Genomic DNA, 16,647 nt, shown 5'->3' on the forward strand with positions numbered 1-16,647 from the left:
ATGAGTGACTTGAATCACTGTATCCGGAATCAGAAATGGCTGATTCCGCCAAATCCAGGGTGCGGGTCAGCCGATATCGGTGGCGTCGAGCCGTTCGATGGTGCCCTGCACCGGACCGCTGGAGCCGCAGGCGACACAGGTGATGGTGGGGGTCTCGGCCCAGCAGCCGAGGGTGCGGCAGCGCCCGCACTGAATGATGCCGCGGTGGCCGCACATGGGCAGCCCCGGTATTCGGGACTGACCTGGAATTCGGCGCGCAGCGACTGGTGCGCGGACGCCTGCGCCGGCGAGCCCGCGTCGAAGACGGTGGCGTCGACCAGACTCCAGTTCCCACCCCGCTCCACGAAATGCGCCATCAGATAGTGTCCGCGCTGCGAACACCGCATGGGAATGAATGCCTTGCGCGCCATGGCTTCTCCTGCACTATCGGGCGATCACCGTCACCGCGTCGAAGTTGTCGATGGTGACGTAGGCGTTGTGGGTGGCGGGGTCGACGGCGATCCCCCGGGGTGTTCGCGCGACCGGGATCGTGGTGGTCACCGTGTGGGCGTTGGCGTCGATGACGTAGACCGCGAATTCGCCGAACCCCGAGTCGGTGGCGTACACCGTATGCGTGGCGGAGTCGACGGCCACGCTGTTGAGCGAATGCGGTCCGACGGTCACCGGGGTGACCGCTCCGGTCGCACCCGCGATCACCGACAGCGTCCGATCGTTGATATTGGTGACGAAGACGTTGTGCGACAAGGGATCCACGGCGAGGGAGAACGGCCCCTTTCCCACCGTGATCGTCGCGGTGACCGCGTGCGTGGCCGGATCGAGCACCGATACCGAGTTGCTGTCCCGGTCGGCCACATAGGCCCGATGACTGCCGGGATCCACGGCGACCGCGATCGCACCCTTCAACCCGGACAGGGTCGCGGTGACCGTTCGGGTCGTGGCATCCAGCACCGAGACCGAGTTCTCGCCCAGGTTGGCCACATAGGCGACGTGTGCGCCGAAGTCGACCGCGACGCCGGACGGATTCTTCCCGACCGGGACGGTCGCGACGACCGCGCGAGTGTTCGTATCGATCACCGAGAGCGTGTTGTCGTCCTGATCGGTCACGTACAGGGTGTGGGCGTCGGTGTCGACGGCCAGCGCGGACGGAGACTTTCCGACGGCGATGGTCGCTGCGACGGCCTTCGACGCCATATCGATCACCGACACCGAATTGCCGACGGAATTGGCCACATACGCCAGGTGCGCGCCGGGATCGATGGCGACGCCGTTCGGCGACTTCCCGACCGCGACGGAATTCGCCGGACTCGTCTCGGGGGTCCGGGTAATTCCGGGTCCGACGGTCGTCGGCCGACCACTGCCCGGGCTAGGGGGTTCCGGCGTCCCCCAGAGGAGGACGGCAATGACCAGCCCGACGACCGCCACTGCCACCAGTGCGAACAGCTGTCTTCCCGAGAACCGCGGCCCCGTGCCCGTGCCGAGGCCGGGTGGAGGCAGCGGCCCGGGCCATCCGGGAGGTGGACCCGAACCCGGCGGCGGGAAGGCGGGCGGGCGCGGCGGTGCCGCGGGCGCCTGCCACGTCGGCGTCGGGCGTGGTTGCGTCGCGAGCCCTTGCCGCGGATATTGTTGCGGTGGTGCGGGTTTCGGCTTTCGTGGCAACGTCGTCGTGGCGGTGGCCGCCGCCGCGCCGAGGGCGTCGTGCCAGTCCGCGGGCTTCGGCCGGCCCGACGGTCCCTCGTCGATGGCGGCGCGGATCAGCGTGCGCACCAGCGCGGGCACGGCCAGCGGCAGCCGCCGCGAGTCCGTGGTCACCTGATCGCTGACCAGCAATCGCAAGGCGAGCAGACCGAGTTTGTAACTGTCGCTGGCAACCGTCGCCTTCTCCTCCCCGGGATGCCCGACGACTATCTGCCAGTCCGGCGTCTCCATCTGCTCCAACACCGAACGCCCCGCGACCGCCATGGCATCGCACTCGATGAAATACACCTGCGGCGGCGACAGCGAGAAGTACAGATTCTTCGGCGAGAGATCTCCGACGGTGATGTCGTGGCCGTGAAAGAAATCCAATGTCCGCGCGGCATCGAGGAGAAGTTGATAGCGGAGTCGATCCGTCAACCCTATTCGCCTGTTCGCCAGAAATTCCTCCCCGTTGAGCAATAGCTGAACCGAGGCGAGACTCCGGCTCATCCCGGCGGACAACTGCATTTCGACGGAGAAATGCCCCGGAATGCTCGGCATGACGAACCCCGAGACCCGGCCGGGCGCGTCCTCGACCAATCGGCACGGCCATGCCGCCCGCGACAGCAATTCCATCCCGTCGGGAAGTCGCGCCAGGAACTCCGGCATCGATTCCAGGACCGCCACGTCCACGCGCGGCCGTAGCGTGGCGAGGTACTCCTTGTAGACCATGCCGGAGACCTGGCGCATGGCGATCCCCGGCGCGGTGTAGACGAAACCCTGTCCGCCCTGCGCCAACCGGGTGCGGGCGCCCAGTTGCGACACCGTCAACCGGGTCACCGATCCGGTCATGCGGTCACCGCCGGCCGCGGCCACAGGGCCACCAGGGTGCGATCGTCGTCGAAGGTCTCGCGCGAAAAGTCCAGGGCGTGCGCGAATTCGACGAGCGACGGCATCCGCGCACCCAGCACCGTCGTGAACAGCGCGCCGACCTCGCCGGCGCCGCCGCCGAGTGGATCGCCGAAGCCGTCGGTGCCGAGGAGCAGGACCGCGCCGGGTTCGACGACGACCTCCACCGGCACCACCTCGTCGGGGATTCGCGGCAGGCCCAGCACCGCCGAGGAGGTCAACCCGTCGTCGGAAACCGTTTTGCCGCCGGCGATCCGGGTGAAGCGGCCTTCCCGCAGCAGCCACGCTCCGCTGTCGCCGACACCGGCCACCTCGACGCGCACGCCGCCGTCGGGGTGCGGTGCGCACACGGCGCAGGTGAGGGTGGTCGCCACGATCGCCTCCGCCTGTTCGGCATTCACCTCGGGAGTGGCCAGCAGCGTGGCCGCGCGTTCGATCAGCGCCCAGGCCGCGTGCTCGAAGAGGACCCGCCAGTCGGTGCGCGCCGACTGCTCCGGACGGGTCAGCCAGCGGACCGCGTACTGCACGGCCAACCCCGCCCCGATGTGCGAATGCGGTGCGGCGGAGACTCCGTCGGCGACCGCGATGACCAGCCGCGGCGGCTCGTCGGTCGCCGCTATGGCGAAATCGTCCTGGCGCGGGGCGCCCTGGTAGCGGTGCAGGTGGCCGCGCATCGACGCCGCCCGAATCGTGAAGGGCCCGCGAGTCCAGCCGTCCAGCACCGTATCCGGGCGATACGGCCACGTCCGGTAACTGTCGTCCACCGCGCGGGGCTCGAATTCCGGTGTGGGACTGCCGACCACGATGGGCCGGCTCGACGGCCATTCCCTGGCCGCATCGACGTCCGCCATGGCGGATCGACCTTCCTAGACCGCGTCGACCGGCACGGTGATGAAGCCCGGCGGCTGTTCGACCGGCAGGCTCGATCCCCCGGTGGCCAGCGCGTGGCCCGAGGCGATCACCGACTGCGTCAGCGAGCTGAGGAATCTCGTGATGGCCAGTCCCGGATCGGTTCCCGTGGCGGCGATGAACCCGTACTCCGGCCGGGTCGCGACCCGCCGGATCACCCCGGGGTCCGCGTCTCCGATGCCGAACGCGAGGATATTCGGATGCTGGCGCAGCTCGATCAGCTTCTGGTAGGAGCCTTCCCAGCCGTCGTTCGCGTTCGGGACGCCGTCGGTCAGCAGGAATACCGACGGCCGGTTCACGATGTACCCGTCGGACTTGAGGTTGGCGATGTCCCGCGGAATGCGCTCGCGTAGCGCGTCGAACACCGCGGCGAAGGAGGTGGAGGCCTTGGCCGTAAGGTTCGGCATGGTTTCGACGTGCCGCAGATCGGTGGGTTCGAGGTAGCAGACGGCGTCGTCGGAGAATCCGATAATGCAGAACCGGACTTTCGCGGCAGCCATGGGCTCGAGGTGGAGCGAATCCAGCAAACCGACTAGTGCGTTGTTCAAGACCGGGACGACGTGATTCATCGAATAGGATTCGTCCGCAACGAAATAAACCGGCAGGACTGTTCCGCGTGGCTCGTCCATCTCGCCCTCATCTGACGATCGATGCCATTCTTTCGACATCGGCCGAACACAGCGTACGCCTCGCGCATGATCGATGTTGCCGAAAAAATGCGCCGCCCAGGCGAATTACTCCGGGTTGCCGAAGTAGAGGGTGTTGGCGCCGTGCGAGGCGAGGGGGGCGGCCTCGGCGGATTGGCGGATGCCGCTGCCGGGGAGGCAGGTGAGTTTGGTGAACATGGTGGTGTTGCCGAAGGCGGAGCGGACCTGCGTTTCGGAGGCGTAGTCGGCGCCGTAGTCGGAGAGGGCCTTGAAATCCAGTGGGGCCAAGGGCTTTTCGAGGGGGATCTGGGCGGCGGGGAGGCCGAGGGCGGCGTACTGGGTGGCCGCGCCGGCCTCGTACCAGCACAGTTCGTAGGACATGTTCTCGGTGGTGGTGACGGTGACCACCGGCCATTCCTGCGACAGGCGGCGGGCGAGGGGGTGGCGGCCGACGGGGGCCACCTCCCAGTTGAGGCTCTTCACCGAGACCCAGTGTTCGGAGACCTTCTCGACCAGGACCACGTCCTCGCCAAGACGTTCGGTGGCGTTCACCTCGGGTTCCGGTGTGCTCCAATGCTTTTCGTCGACACCGAGATAGGCCGAGCTGGCGACGGGCTGAGCGCCGTCGGCGGTGTAGGCGGCCAGGATGGCGGCGCGGACCAGGGTGACGGCATTGCGGGAGGAGCAGCGCACGGCGAGCGCGCCGAAGGAGGTGCTGATCTCGACCGGTTTGGACGGCTGGTCAGGCAGCGCGCCCGCGGCGATCGGCTTGAGGCCGACCAGGGCCAGCTGCCAGTTGATCTCCTCGATGGTCGCGAGGTCGCCGGCGGTCTGGTAGAGGATCTGCTGCTGGGTCAGGTAGCCGGCGCGCTCGAGGGTGGCGCATTCGAGTTTGCGCAGGGCGGTGACGGTCTTGCTGGTGAATCCGATGTCCTCGACCCGGATTTCGCGCAGCCGCTGGGTCATGGCCGGGGAGGTGACGCCCGCATAGCATTCGCGGTACATGGCCAGCGCCTGTTTGCGCTGACGGCCCACCATGAGGGTGCGCAGCAGCGTGTTGAGGGAGGCGAGGTAGCGGTTGGCCTGGTCCGGGTCGGCGGCGAAGAGGTGGGCGCGGATGCGCACCGCGTCCTCGCCCGCGGCCACGGCGGCCTTGGGGTCGAGCCGGCACAGCCACACGCTGCACTTGGACAGGGCATCGGCCGACGCGCCCGCGGCGAGCGGATAGTTCTGCGCCACATGGCGATACGCCTGACAGGCGTTGCGGATGGTGGAGGTCGCCAGCTCGCGGTGGCCGATCAGCCGGGCGGCCTGTTCGAACAGCCGCAGCGCCTCGGTCACCTCGGCGGCGAAGGGCGCGGTGACGTGTCCGGCGGTGAGCCAGCGCAGCCGGATGAGCACGGCCTCCTGCGCGGGTTCCAGCGCCGAGGGCGAGCGATCCCGCTGCGCCGGGTCGGTTTTGGTGGCCATGAGACCCCGGGCCAGCTCGCACAGGGAGGTGGCCAGGGCCAGCTCGGCTTCGGGCGTCCGGTCCCGCGCGGCCCCGCGATCGGCGGCCACTTGGCGCTCGATGGCGCTGAGATCCATTGCGACCTTCAAACTCCCGTAGCTGTACCTGTGAACAACACCGCGGGCCGTCGCGGCCGTGCTGTGTTTGCGCCGAGTCTGCCACAGATTCCGGGCGCGGGTCACCCCAGTGGCGGTTTGCCCGGATACCGGATCGCGCGTCCAGCAGCAGGCCGATCAGTCGCGCCGCAGCTGCCGTACCTGGCGAGATTTACCGCTCTCGAAGGCGGGTCCCCCCGAGAGATGCTCCGGCACACCGACTTCCCACCACGCGCCGGCCTCGGTCCACGCCGACGGTTGCGTGCGCACCACCACGACGGCCGGACGCCGCTGCGCTACGGCCGCCGCACGCGCACCGCGGTACGCCGCCCGGAAGTCCCCGAGTTCGCTCGCGGTGAACACCGCGCACCCCAGCGCCCGCGCGTGCGCGGCAAAATCGACCCGGGGCGGCCGGGCGTGATAGCTCCGGCAGTCGGCGTAGAAGTTGTTGAACGCCGCCCCGCCCTGCCCCTCCTGCAACCGCGCGATCACCGCGTACCCGTCGTTGTCGCACACCACCGCGACCAGTGGATGCCCCGCGAACGCCGCGGAGAACAACTCGGAGTTCAGCATCAGATACGACCCGTCGCCGAGCAGCGTGGTCACCAGGCCATCCGGATGCGCCATGGCCGCGCCCCAGGCTCCGGCGAGTTCGTATCCCATGCAGGAGAAGCCGTATTCGACGTCCATGGTGGGGGTGGCGCCGGTGGCGCGCCACCCGCCGACGAGTTCGCCGGGGAGGCCGCCGGAGGCGGTCATGACGTAGTCGGTGGCATCGCTGAGGGCGTTGACCGCGCCGACGATCTGGGCGTAGCTGGGCGCGCCGGGGGTGGGGGCGCGCAGCTTGTCGATGTGGGCGTCCCATTCGGCACGCACCACAGTTGCGCGGGGCGTCCAGTCGGCTGCTGCCCGCCAGTCGGCCGGCAGCGCGATCGCCAACTCGCGCAAGGTCGCTTCGGCGTCGCCGACGACGGCCAGTGCGCCGTGTTTGACCGCGTCGAACCGCGCGGCGTTGATATGCACGATCCGCACGTCGGGCGCGAAGACGGTCCAGGAGGCGGTGGTGAAGTCCTGCAGCCGGGTGCCGACAGCCAGTACGACGTCGGCCGCGGCGGCCAGGGCGTTGGCGGAGGCCGCGCCGGTAATGCCGAGCGGGCCCGCGTACAGCGGGTGGTCGTGCGGGATCAGGGTGCGGCCGGCGGTCGTCTCGGCGATCGGAATGCCATGGCGCTCAGCGACTTCCAAAGCCGCAGCGCCCGCGCCGGAGTAGCGGACTCCGCCACCGAGCACCAGCAGGGGCCGACGCGCCGTGCGCAGAATCCGGGCCGCGTCGTCGAGGGTGCGGGAATCCGGGCGCGGGCGCGGGACGCGGTGCACGACAGGCTCGAACAGTGCGTCGGGGAAGTCGTAGGTTTCGGCCTGCACGTCCTGCGGCAGCGCCAGCACCACGGGGCCGGCCTCGGCGGGGTCGGTGAGCACGCGGGCCGCCTGCGGTAGCGTCGCGAGGAGTTGTTCCGGGCGGGTGATGCGGTCGAAATACCGGCTCACCGTACGGAACGCGTCGTTCACGGTGATGGTCGGGTCGCCGAAATGCTCGACCTGTTGCAGCACCGGGTCCGGGGCGCGGCTGACGAAGGTGTCGCCGGGCAGCAGCAGCACGGGCAGCCGATTCGCGTGTGCCACACCGGCGGCCGTCACCATGTTCAGCGCGCCGGGACCGATCGAGGAGGTGGCCACGCCCACCTGCCGCCGGTGTGCGGCCTTCGCCAGCCCGACCGCGGCCAGCGCCATGCCTTCCTCGGTGTGCCCGCGCCACACCGGGATCTCGTCGCGCCGCTCCGCCAGCGCGGTGCCGAGACCCAGCACGTTGCCGTGCCCGAAGATCGCGAAAACCGCTGGGAACAAGGGGACTTCGCGTCCGTCGAGGGTCTCCGACCGCTGGGCGATCATCCATGCGACCAAGGCTTGCGCGGTCGTGAGCTTCATCCGAGCCGTCCTTCATGTGAGGTGACCGGGCACCGCGGATCCAGCGGCTGGTCCGCCCACGTCGCGCGCACCCAGCCGTGCGCGGGGTCGTCGCAGAACGCCATGGATCGTTCCGGCGCGGGCCCGGCCAGCACGTTCAGGTAGTACATGGGGTAACCCGGGGCGGCGATGCAGGGCCCGTGATAGCCGTGCGGTACGAGGAAGACGTCACCGTCACGGACCGCGACGTTCTCGTCCAGCGACCCGTCCGCCGTATAGGTCCGGTGCATGCCGAATCCTTCCCGCCCCGGCGTGATTCCGTCGCGCCCGGCGATGCGGAAGTAATAGATCTCCTCGTTGACCACCTCGCACTCCGACGCCTCGTCGTGCTTGTGCGGCGGATACGACGACCAATTCCCGTCCGGCGTGAGCAGTTCGCACGCATTGAGCTTGTCCGCGTGCTCCCATACCCCCGGCGCCCCGAAGTTCGTCACCTGCCGCGTGGCCTGCCCCGCTCCGCGCACCTCCACGGAAACCTGCTCGGCCGGACCGTATTTCGGCGCCAGCCGCCGCGTGCAGCGGGCCATCGGCAGCGCCACCTCGATCCCGTCGCGCGTGGACAATTCCACTTCCGCGTCCCGGGGCACATACGCGAAATCCGTCACCCGCGTGAAAACCGAAGTCCGCCCGGCGAGTTCGAACACCTGCCCGTCGACCCGCACCGTGCACCCGCCGCTCAACGGCAGCACGAACGCCTCGAACTCGCCGGTCTCCACGACCCGCCGCTCCCCCGCCGCCAGCCGCAGTACCCGCAGCCCGGTGTAGGTCCACCCCGCCGCCTCCGGCGTCAGCACTACCGGATCCCCGGCGTCCGAGAGACTTCCCGCGGGCCGATGCAGATCCTTCATCTCGCCGCCTCCAGGACGCCGGCGGCCGCCTGCACCGCGCCCGCGACATCGCCGTCCGGCGGATACAGCAGGCTGCGGCCGACCACCAGGCCTCGGGCCACGTCATGGCGCAGGGCCGCGCCCCAGGAGCTGAGATCGGCTTCCGGGTCGCCCGACGGCGCACCGCCGAGGATCACGACCGGCAGCGTCGTGGCGTCGAGCACCGAAACATCGTCCGGCGCAGGAATTTTCAGCCAGGTATACGCTGAGGTGCAGCCCAGGCCGGAGGCGACGGTGATGGCGCGCTGCAGCGAGGCGGCGTCCTTGTGCATGGTGAGGTCGCCCGCCGCGTCGCGGGCGTAGGGCAGCGGTTCGACCATCGCCAGCAGCCCGTGTTCGGCCAGTTCGGACACCGCCCGCGCGCAGGCTTCCAGGGTGGGGATGGTGCCCGGATCCGAATCGACCAGGCGCAGCAGCATTTTGCCGCCGTCGAGCCGGTACTTGACCAGGGATTCGGCGTCGTAGCCGGTGAACCGGTCGTCGATCTCCCAGTCCGCGCCGGCCAGCCCGCCGCGATTCATGGACCCGATGACGATCTTCTCGTGCACGGCGTCGAGCAGCAGCAGTTCCTCGACGATGTCGGGTGAACCGAGCACGCCGTCCACGGCCGGGTTGGCCAGCGCGATGAGCAGCCGTTCCAGCAGGGTGCGGCGGTCTGCCATGGCGGTGCGGTCCGCGCCGACCCCCAGCGCGCCCCGCGCGGGATGGTCGGCGGCGACCAGGAACAGGGTTCCCTTGTCCGACAACAGGTTCGGTCGCCGTCGCCGGTCGGCGTAGGCGCGCCGGACGGCTTCGGGATCGGTGGCGCGGGTGTGGAGCAGGTCGTACCAGCGCGCGTCGGTCAGGTGCACAGCATCTCCTCGATCTCGGCATCGGTCGGCATGGCGTCGGCGCAGGCCAGCCGCGACGCCACCAGGGCGCCGGCGGCATTGGCGTAGCTGGCCAGCCGGTGCGGGTCCCAGCCCGACAGCAGCCCGTGAATCAGCGCCCCGCCGAAGCCGTCGCCCGCGCCCAGCCCGCACAGCACCTCGACCGGGCACGGCGGCACCGTCCAGCGTTCGGATTCGGTGGCGATGAGGACGCCCTCCGCACCGCGCTTGACCACCGCCAGCCGCACCCCACGCGCCAGCAGCCGGTCGGCGGCCTCGTCCGGATCGGCGGTGCCGACGGCCACCTGCACCTCGGTGCGGTTGCCCACCACCACGTTCACGTGATCGACCATCCAGCCGATCTCGGCACGCGCGGTCTCGACGTCCGGCCAGAACATGGGCCGGTAGTCCAGATCCAGCACGGTGTGGCCGCGCCGCGCGCGCCGCTTCAGCATGGCCCGCTGGGTGGTGCGCCCGGGCTCGGCGCTCACCCCCGTCCCCGTCACCCACAGCAGGGGCACGGAATCCACGACGTCCCAGGGGATCTCGTCGTCGGTCAGTGTGAGGTCCGGGGCAATCGGCAGGCGATAGAACAGCAATGGCGGATCGGCGGGCGGCTCGAGTGCGCAGAACACCACCGGCGTCTGCAATCGCTCCGCTGTCCCGACATACCGCGCGGACACCCCGAATCCCTCGAGCGCGTCCCGCACGAAATCCCCGAACCCGTCCGGCCCCACCTTGGTGAGCACGGCGGTGCGGCGGCCCAGCCGCGCCGCCGCCACCGCCACATTGGTGGCGGTGCCGCCCAGGAACTTCGCGAAGGTGCTCACCTGTGCCAGCGGCACTCCGCTCTGCTCGGGGTACAGGTCGACGCCGACCCGGCCGACGGTCAGGACCTCCAACTCCGTCACGACACCCACCCCATTACGTCACCCGGTCCAATTCGTGTTGCAGCGCCTCGAGTTCCGCGCCGCCGGACATCTGCCGGGTCAGCTCGGTGAGGTCGATCTCGGATTTCTCGTAATTGCCCAGCGTCGCACCGCGTTTGAGCAGCAGGAAGCGGTCGCCCACCGGATAGGCGTGGTGCGGATTGTGGGTGATGAGCACGACGCCCAGGCCGCGATCACGCGCCTGCACGACATACCGCAGCACCACCCCGGCCTGTTTGACGCCCAGCGCGGCGGTCGGCTCGTCGAGAATGAGCACCTTGGCCCCGTAGTGCACCGCGCGCGCGATGGCCACGCACTGGCGCTGCCCGCCCGAGAGCGTGCCCACCGGCTGTTCCAGATCGGGAATGTCGATTCCCATGTCCGCCAGCCCTTTCCGGGCGATGGCCTGCGCCTGCCGGCGGTCCAGCAGTTCGAGCGGGCCGAAGCGTTTGACCGGTTCGGAGCCGAGCACGAAGTTGCGCCACACGCTCATCAGCGGCACCACCGCCAGATCCTGGTACACGGTGGCGATGCCGAGATCCAGAGACTCACGCGGCGAGGACAATCGCCGCGGCTCACCCTCGATGCGCAACTCCCCGCTGTCGTGCTGGTGCACGCCCGCGAGAATCTTGATGAGCGTGGACTTGCCCGCGCCGTTGTCGCCCAGCACACAGGCGACCTGTCCCGAATTGACCAGCATCGACACGTCACGCAGCGCCACCACGCCGCCGTAACTCTTTCCGATGCCGACGGTTTCGATCAGCGGAGCGATCTCGTCACGGTCTGTCGCGGTCATCGGCGTACCCTTTCCGCCCGCTTCTTGAATGCGTTGTTGACCAGCACGGCCGAGAACAGCAGCACGCCCAGGAACAGCATGAACCAGTCGCTGTTCCAGCCCGCCAGCACGATGCCCTGGCGCGCCATGCCGAAGATGAGCGCCCCGATGGCCGCGCCCACCACCGAACCGAAGCCGCCGGTGAGCAGACAGCCGCCGATCACCGCGGCGATGATGTACTGAAACTCCAGTCCCACACCCTGATTGGCCTGCACGCCGGCGAAGCGCAGCAGATTGCACGCGCCCACGATCCAGCCGGCGAAGGCGGTCGTCATGAACAGCAGGATCTTGGTGCGGGTGGCGGGCACGCCCACCGCCCGCGCCGTCGGCAGCGCCCCGCCGACCGCGAAGATCCAGTTGCCGAACCGGGTGCGTACCAGCACGATCGCCGCGATGACGGTCACCACGATCCACCACACCACCGAGGCTTGAATGGTGGCGTTGCCGATCTTGGTGGTGGAGGCGAACACCCAGCCCGCCGACTGATAGCCGCCCGCGGACCGCACCCCCGACACCTGCACGGTGCCGGTGGCCCAGCGCGTCACGCCGAGATTGAGGCCCTGCAGGGCGAGGAAGGTGCCCAGCGTGACAATGAAACTCGGCAATCCCGTCCGCATCACCACCCAGCCGTTGAGCGCGCCGACGGTGAGCGCGAACAGCAGCGACACCGCCAGCCCGAGCCAGATGTTCCAGCCCGCGTGCACCGCCAGCAGACCGGTGATCAGCGCGGTGGAGGCGGTCATGACGCCGGTGGACAGGTCGAACTCGCCGCCGATCATGAGCAGCGCCACCGCGACCGCCATGATCCCCAGCGTCGACGCATCGTCCAGCCAGGTCGAAATGCCCAGGGGTTTCAGGAATTTCGTGGTGACGATGGTGAAGAACACGAACACCACCACCGCGCCCAGCAGGGCGCCCACTTCGGGGCGGGCCACCAGCCGGTTGAGAATGGCCAGCCGGTCCGGCGGGGTGGCCGCCGCGGGTTCGGTCGTTGTCGTCGCAGTCATGTCGGTCTCTCCCGGCCCGCTCACCGTGTGCCCTGCCCGACCAGCGCGGCAATGGCTTCCACATTGGATTTGTCCACGAACGCCGGGCCGGTCTGCACCGGATGCCCACCGCCCACCGAGTTGAGGTTGGACTTGTAGAGCTTCAGCATCACCACCGGCAGATAGCCCTGCTCGTACTGCTGCTGGTCCACCGCGAACAGCAGGGTCCCGGCCCGGATCGCGCTCACCACATCGGAATTCAGGTCGAAGGTGGCCACCGTGGCCTGCGAGCCGGACTCCTTCACCGCGTCCACCGCGCGCGCCGCGATCTGCGAATTCAATGTCAGCACGGCGTCGAGGGACCGATCGGCCTCGAGCGCGCCCTTGATCCGCGACTGCACGTCGGTCGGATTGTTGATGTCCACCTGCAGGGTGGTCGCGGTGCCGAAGCCCTGGGTGGCGCCGGCGCAGCGGTCGTTGGCTCCGACATTGCCGGCTTCGTGAATCACGCACAGCATCTTGTGTTTTCCGGCGGCGGCCAGCCGCTTGCCGGCGGATTCACCGGCCATGCGCTCGCTCTGCCCGACGTGGCCGAGGGCGCCGAACTGCACGCTCTCGGCCTCCCCGGAATTGATGGTGACCACGGGAATGCCCGCGGCGACGGCCTTTTCGACCGACGGCTTCAGCGCGTCCGGATTGGCCATGGACACCACCAGCCCATCCACGCCCTGGGCCACGGCATTGTCGATGAGTTTGGCCTGCTGGGTCGGATCGCCCGAGGAGTTGTACTCGACCCGGACCCCGAGGTCTTTGCCGGCGGATTCCGCGCCGTTCTTGACCACGTTCCAGAAGGCGTCGCCGGGCGAGCCGTGGGTCACCACGGCCACCGATTTCAGGGTGCCGACCGCGGCCGGGGCCTGGGTCGTTCCGGTGACGTCGGCGCCCGGGCCGCTGCACGCGGCCAGCACGACCGCGGCGGCGAGCCACGGCGACAAGCGCAACAGGCGCGGCCGGAACGCCGAGCGCGCCAGCGGGGACCGCGCGCGGTCCGGGCGGTGGGGCCACCGCCACGAGCGAGGATTGGCGGACATCGTCGTCTTCACCTCCCCACTAAATCCGAGCCGAGGCGAGACCGGCCCCGATCTCGGCCAGGTGTCGCAGACTTTCTCGAGCATCGCGGGTGGCGGCCGCGGCGGTGTCGCCGGGAGCCAGCGCGGTGTCCTGCTCGATCACGTACCAGCCGCGATATCCGGCGGCGTGCACCGCCCGAACCAGGGCCGCGACATCGACATCGCCGGCGCCCAGCGGGACATAGAGCCCGCGGCGCACGGCCTCGCTGTATTCGATACGGCCGGCGCGGACTTCGGCCGCGAGGGCGGCACGGACGTCCTTGAGGTGAATGTGCCCGATGCGATCGGCGTGGCGCACGGCGAGTTCGACCGGATCGGACCCGCCGATCAGCAGGTGCCCGGTGTCGAGACAGAGTTCCAGATCCGAATCGGCCAGGAACCGATCCACCTCGGCGGGGGTCTCCACGTGGGTGCCGACATGCGGATGCAGCGCGACGCGCAGGCCGTGTCCGGCGGCGACATCGCGGACCGCGGCGGCGGTGTCGAGCAGGGTGCGCCATTCCCGCTCGTCGAGCGGGGTGCGGGTGTCGTAGCCGTCGCGCCCGGTCGCGGCGGCCAGCACCAGGACCTCGGCGCCGGCGGCGGCGAACAGCGCGGCCGCCTCGTGCGCGGTGGCCAGCGCCGCGCCCGGTTCCCGATGCAGCGGCAGGGCGAGGAAACCGCCGAGGGGCGCGATCCCGTAGCCGCCCAGGCATTTCGAGAGTTCGGCCGGTTCACCGGGGAGATACCCGGGTGGCCCGAACTCGGTGGCGGCGATGCCGAGACCGGCCATCTCCGTGAGGACCGTGCCCGGGTCGAGCACGTGGCCCCAGCCCGGGACCTCGCAGACTCCCCAGGAGATCGGCGCGGCGGCGATACGCAGTGGTTGAAGCGATTCGGTCATCGGCACTTCCCTGACCCGTCGTGAGTACTCAGCATTGGAGCGCTCCAACAATGTAACCTGGCTCACTTCCGTGTCAAGAGCCCGTCTCGCACCGAAAACCGCTGTGCAGCCACGGAAAACATGGTCTTGCAGGCGAAACGAAGGCCGGAAGCAGTGCCGCGAATATCCGATTAGAGCGCTCTATTGCCTGCCGCCCTGGCAACGCTGTAGCGTGCGACACATACCGATTCGAGCGGGGAGGCGACCGTGAGCAGACCGACCATGGAGGACGTCGCCGCCCGCGCCGGCGTCTCCCGGGCGCTGGTCTCGCTGGTCATGCGCAACTCCCCCAAGGTCAGCGAGCATCGCCGCCGCGCGGTGCTGGCCGCGGCCGCCGAACTCGGTTATCAACCCCACGCCATGGCCCGCTCACTGGCCAGCCGCACCTCCAACATCGTCGGCGTGATGGTGTCCGACCTGCGCAATCCCTTCTTCGCCGATGTGGTCGAGGGCATGGACGAGGCGGCCCAGGAGGCCGGGCTGGAACTCATCCTCAATACCGGCCGCCGCAGCGCCTCCCGGGAACGCACCGCGCTGGAAAGCCTGCTGGCCTTCCGCCCCGGCGGCATCATCCTGCTCTCACCGGTCCTGCCCGCCGCCGCGATTCGCGAGGCGGCGGCGCGCTGCCCGGTGGTGCTGGTCTCGCGCACCTCCACCAGCCCGGCCGTCGACACCGTCAACGACGACGGCGAACTCGGCGCGGCGCTGGCGGTGGATCACCTTGTCGCCCTTGGCCATCGGCGCATCGTGCACCTCGACGGCGGTGCGGCCTTCGCGGCCCCGCCCCGGCGCAAGGGCTACACCGCCGCCATGACCCGCTACGGCCTCGAACCGATGGTGATCCCCAGCGAGCACACCGACGAGGCCGGGGCGGCGGGGGTCCGCAAACTGCTGAACATCTTCTCCCCCACCAGTTTTCCCACCGCACTGGTGTGCGGCAACGATTTCAACGCCGTGGGCGCGATGGCCGCGCTCGATCAGGCGGGGCTGCGGGTGCCCGAGGACGTCTCGGTCGTCGGCTACGACAACACCTCGCTGGCGGCGCTGCGGCACGTCGCCCTCACCACCATCGATCAACCGCGAAAGAGCATCGGCCAGTTGGCGGTGCGCGCGCTCACCGAACGACTGCGCGAGCAGCGCGACGAACCGGTGCGCCAACGCCTGGAGCCGTCGCTGGTCGTCCGCTCGACCACCGCCCCACCCCGCGACTGACAGGAGCCATCATGTCCTCGACCACGGGCACCCGCCTCACGGTGGGCCTCGCCGGGACCGGCCGCATCGGCGCCGCGCACGCCGAAACCCTGCGCGCCCTGCCCGGTGTGGGCGCCGTCGTCGTCACCGACGCCGATACCGAACGCGCCCGCGCCACCGCCGACAAGCTCGAGGTGGACTTCGCCCACGATATCGAGACGCTGCTGGCCGCCGAGATCGACGGCCTGGTCATCACCACCGCCACCGATTCGCATCCCGCGCTCATCACCGCCGCGGTCGATCGCGGCATCCCGGTGTTCTGCGAAAAGCCCATCGCCGCCGACATTCTCGGCACGCTGCGGGTGGTCGAGCACGTCGAGCGCTCGAAGGTCCCGGTGCAGGTCGGTTTTCAGCGCCGCTTCGACGCCGGCTACCGCGCCGCGCGCGCCGCCGTCGCCGCCGGGGATCTGGGCTGGATCCACACCCTACGCGCCACCACCCTCGACCCGGCGCCGCCGCCGGCGGAGTACATTCCGCGCTCCGGCGGCCTGTTTCGCGATTGCGGCGTCCACGATTTCGACATCATCCGCTGGGTCAGCGGCCGCGAGGTCGAGGAGGTGTACGCCACCGGGGCCAACCGCGGCGAGCCGTTCTTCGCCGACAGCGGCGATGTCGACACCGCGGCGGTGATCCTGCGCCTGGACGACGGCTGTCTGGCCACCGTGTCGCTGACCCGCTACAACGGCGAGGGCTACGACGTGCGCCTGGAAGTGCTGGGCTCCAAGGGCAATGCGGTGGTCGGGCTCGACGAGCGCGCCCCGCTGCGTTCGGTGGAACCGGGATATCCGACCTCGGCGCTGCCGGCGTATCCGGGGTTCATGGACCGCTTCCACGGCGCGTACACCGAGGAGCTGCTCACCTTCCTCGGCGTGATCACCGGGCAGCACGCCAATCCGTGCCCGGCCGCCGAGGCGCTCGAGGCGTTCTACATCGCGGAGGCGTGCGAACTGTCGAGGCATCAGGGCCGCCCGGTCCGGTTGTCGGATATTCGCCGGTCCCATTGACACTTTCGGCTACCGCGCGGCGGTCCGCCCGTTTATCCTCCGGTGAGCCTCGTGATCGCAACGGG

General features: G+C 69.6%; 15 protein-coding genes. 2 read left to right on the forward strand and 13 right to left on the reverse strand.

Annotated elements, in window-relative coordinates; all coding sequences use genetic code 11:
* Positions 1-66: 66 nt before the first annotated feature.
* From D7D52_RS38260 to D7D52_RS33470, 13 genes are all read right to left on the reverse strand, one after another.
* Positions 67-216 carry a hypothetical protein gene (locus D7D52_RS38260; RefSeq protein ID WP_162958723.1) on the reverse strand — a complete coding sequence of 50 codons (150 nt, stop codon included), beginning with the start codon at positions 214-216 and terminating at the stop codon, positions 67-69.
* Between the two features lie 207 nt (positions 217-423).
* On the reverse strand, positions 424-2,526 hold the full coding sequence (locus D7D52_RS33415) for a YncE family protein (RefSeq protein WP_162958724.1): 2,103 nt from the start codon (positions 2,524-2,526) through the stop codon (positions 424-426).
* Positions 2,523-3,434: a protein phosphatase 2C domain-containing protein gene (locus tag D7D52_RS33420; protein ID WP_120742841.1), complete on the reverse strand. Its 912-nt coding sequence runs from the start codon at positions 3,432-3,434 to the stop codon at positions 2,523-2,525. The genes D7D52_RS33415 and D7D52_RS33420 overlap by 4 nt, the downstream gene beginning before the upstream one ends.
* A gap of 15 nt (positions 3,435-3,449) precedes the next feature.
* The gene (locus D7D52_RS33425; RefSeq protein ID WP_162958725.1) at positions 3,450-4,040 is read right to left on the reverse strand and encodes a vWA domain-containing protein; all 591 of its coding nucleotides are present in this window, start codon (positions 4,038-4,040) and stop codon (positions 3,450-3,452) included.
* A gap of 186 nt (positions 4,041-4,226) precedes the next feature.
* Positions 4,227-5,726: a hypothetical protein gene (locus D7D52_RS33430; RefSeq protein WP_120742845.1), complete on the reverse strand. Its 1,500-nt coding sequence runs from the start codon at positions 5,724-5,726 to the stop codon at positions 4,227-4,229.
* 156 nt (positions 5,727-5,882) lie between these two features.
* Positions 5,883-7,730: a 3D-(3,5/4)-trihydroxycyclohexane-1,2-dione acylhydrolase (decyclizing) gene (gene iolD, locus D7D52_RS33435; RefSeq protein WP_120742847.1), complete on the reverse strand. Its 1,848-nt coding sequence runs from the start codon at positions 7,728-7,730 to the stop codon at positions 5,883-5,885.
* On the reverse strand, positions 7,727-8,617 hold the full coding sequence (gene iolB, locus D7D52_RS33440; protein ID WP_120742849.1) for a 5-deoxy-glucuronate isomerase: 891 nt from the start codon (positions 8,615-8,617) through the stop codon (positions 7,727-7,729). Before iolB ends, iolD begins: the two co-directional genes overlap by 4 nt.
* Positions 8,614-9,507 carry a Cgl0159 family (beta/alpha)8-fold protein gene (locus D7D52_RS33445; protein WP_120742851.1) on the reverse strand — a complete coding sequence of 298 codons (894 nt, stop codon included), beginning with the start codon at positions 9,505-9,507 and terminating at the stop codon, positions 8,614-8,616. The genes iolB and D7D52_RS33445 overlap by 4 nt, the downstream gene beginning before the upstream one ends.
* Positions 9,498-10,436 (reverse strand): 5-dehydro-2-deoxygluconokinase, encoded by a 939-nt coding sequence (gene iolC / locus D7D52_RS33450; protein WP_120744661.1) that lies wholly within the window; start codon positions 10,434-10,436, stop codon positions 9,498-9,500. The genes D7D52_RS33445 and iolC overlap by 10 nt, the downstream gene beginning before the upstream one ends.
* 13 nt (positions 10,437-10,449) lie before the next feature.
* Positions 10,450-11,250: an ATP-binding cassette domain-containing protein gene (locus D7D52_RS33455; protein WP_120742853.1), complete on the reverse strand. Its 801-nt coding sequence runs from the start codon at positions 11,248-11,250 to the stop codon at positions 10,450-10,452.
* A complete protein-coding gene (locus D7D52_RS33460) occupies positions 11,247-12,296 on the reverse strand; it encodes an ABC transporter permease (protein ID WP_120742855.1) in 1,050 nt (349 codons plus the stop codon). Before D7D52_RS33460 ends, D7D52_RS33455 begins: the two co-directional genes overlap by 4 nt.
* Positions 12,297-12,316: 20 nt before the next feature.
* The gene (locus D7D52_RS33465) at positions 12,317-13,366 is read right to left on the reverse strand and encodes a sugar ABC transporter substrate-binding protein (protein ID WP_120742857.1); all 1,050 of its coding nucleotides are present in this window, start codon (positions 13,364-13,366) and stop codon (positions 12,317-12,319) included.
* 19 nt (positions 13,367-13,385) lie between these two features.
* Positions 13,386-14,288: a TIM barrel protein gene (locus tag D7D52_RS33470; protein WP_120742859.1), complete on the reverse strand. Its 903-nt coding sequence runs from the start codon at positions 14,286-14,288 to the stop codon at positions 13,386-13,388.
* Between the two features lie 246 nt (positions 14,289-14,534).
* Here D7D52_RS33470 and D7D52_RS33475 point away from each other — a divergent pair, with 246 nt between their 5' ends.
* A complete protein-coding gene (locus D7D52_RS33475) occupies positions 14,535-15,539 on the forward strand; it encodes a LacI family DNA-binding transcriptional regulator (protein ID WP_120742861.1) in 1,005 nt (334 codons plus the stop codon).
* A gap of 11 nt (positions 15,540-15,550) precedes the next feature.
* Positions 15,551-16,582 (forward strand): Gfo/Idh/MocA family protein, encoded by a 1,032-nt coding sequence (locus D7D52_RS33480; RefSeq protein ID WP_120742863.1) that lies wholly within the window; start codon positions 15,551-15,553, stop codon positions 16,580-16,582.
* Positions 16,583-16,647 lie beyond the last annotated feature (65 nt).

The organism is Nocardia yunnanensis (genome assembly GCF_003626895.1).
GTDB lineage: Bacteria > Actinomycetota > Actinomycetes > Mycobacteriales > Mycobacteriaceae > Nocardia > Nocardia yunnanensis.

What these genes read in the sequence shown, in the direction of transcription:
- D7D52_RS38260 (WP_162958723.1), bottom strand. Translation starts at nt 216, where the DNA reads ATGTGCGGCCACCGCGGCATCATTCAGTGCGGGCGCTGCCGCACCCTC.
- D7D52_RS33430 (WP_120742845.1), bottom strand. Translation starts at nt 5,726, where the DNA reads ATGGATCTCAGCGCCATCGAGCGCCAAGTGGCCGCCGATCGCGGGGCC.
- D7D52_RS33415 (WP_162958724.1), bottom strand. Translation starts at nt 2,526, where the DNA reads ATGACCGGATCGGTGACCCGGTTGACGGTGTCGCAACTGGGCGCCCGC.
- D7D52_RS33465 (WP_120742857.1), bottom strand. Translation starts at nt 13,366, where the DNA reads ATGTCCGCCAATCCTCGCTCGTGGCGGTGGCCCCACCGCCCGGACCGC.
- D7D52_RS33455 (WP_120742853.1), bottom strand. Translation starts at nt 11,250, where the DNA reads ATGACCGCGACAGACCGTGACGAGATCGCTCCGCTGATCGAAACCGTC.
- D7D52_RS33420 (WP_120742841.1), bottom strand. Translation starts at nt 3,434, where the DNA reads ATGGCGGACGTCGATGCGGCCAGGGAATGGCCGTCGAGCCGGCCCATC.
- iolB (WP_120742849.1), bottom strand. Translation starts at nt 8,617, where the DNA reads ATGAAGGATCTGCATCGGCCCGCGGGAAGTCTCTCGGACGCCGGGGAT.
- D7D52_RS33480 (WP_120742863.1), top strand. Translation starts at nt 15,551, where the DNA reads ATGTCCTCGACCACGGGCACCCGCCTCACGGTGGGCCTCGCCGGGACC.
- D7D52_RS33460 (WP_120742855.1), bottom strand. Translation starts at nt 12,296, where the DNA reads ATGACTGCGACGACAACGACCGAACCCGCGGCGGCCACCCCGCCGGAC.
- iolD (WP_120742847.1), bottom strand. Translation starts at nt 7,730, where the DNA reads ATGAAGCTCACGACCGCGCAAGCCTTGGTCGCATGGATGATCGCCCAG.
- D7D52_RS33470 (WP_120742859.1), bottom strand. Translation starts at nt 14,288, where the DNA reads ATGACCGAATCGCTTCAACCACTGCGTATCGCCGCCGCGCCGATCTCC.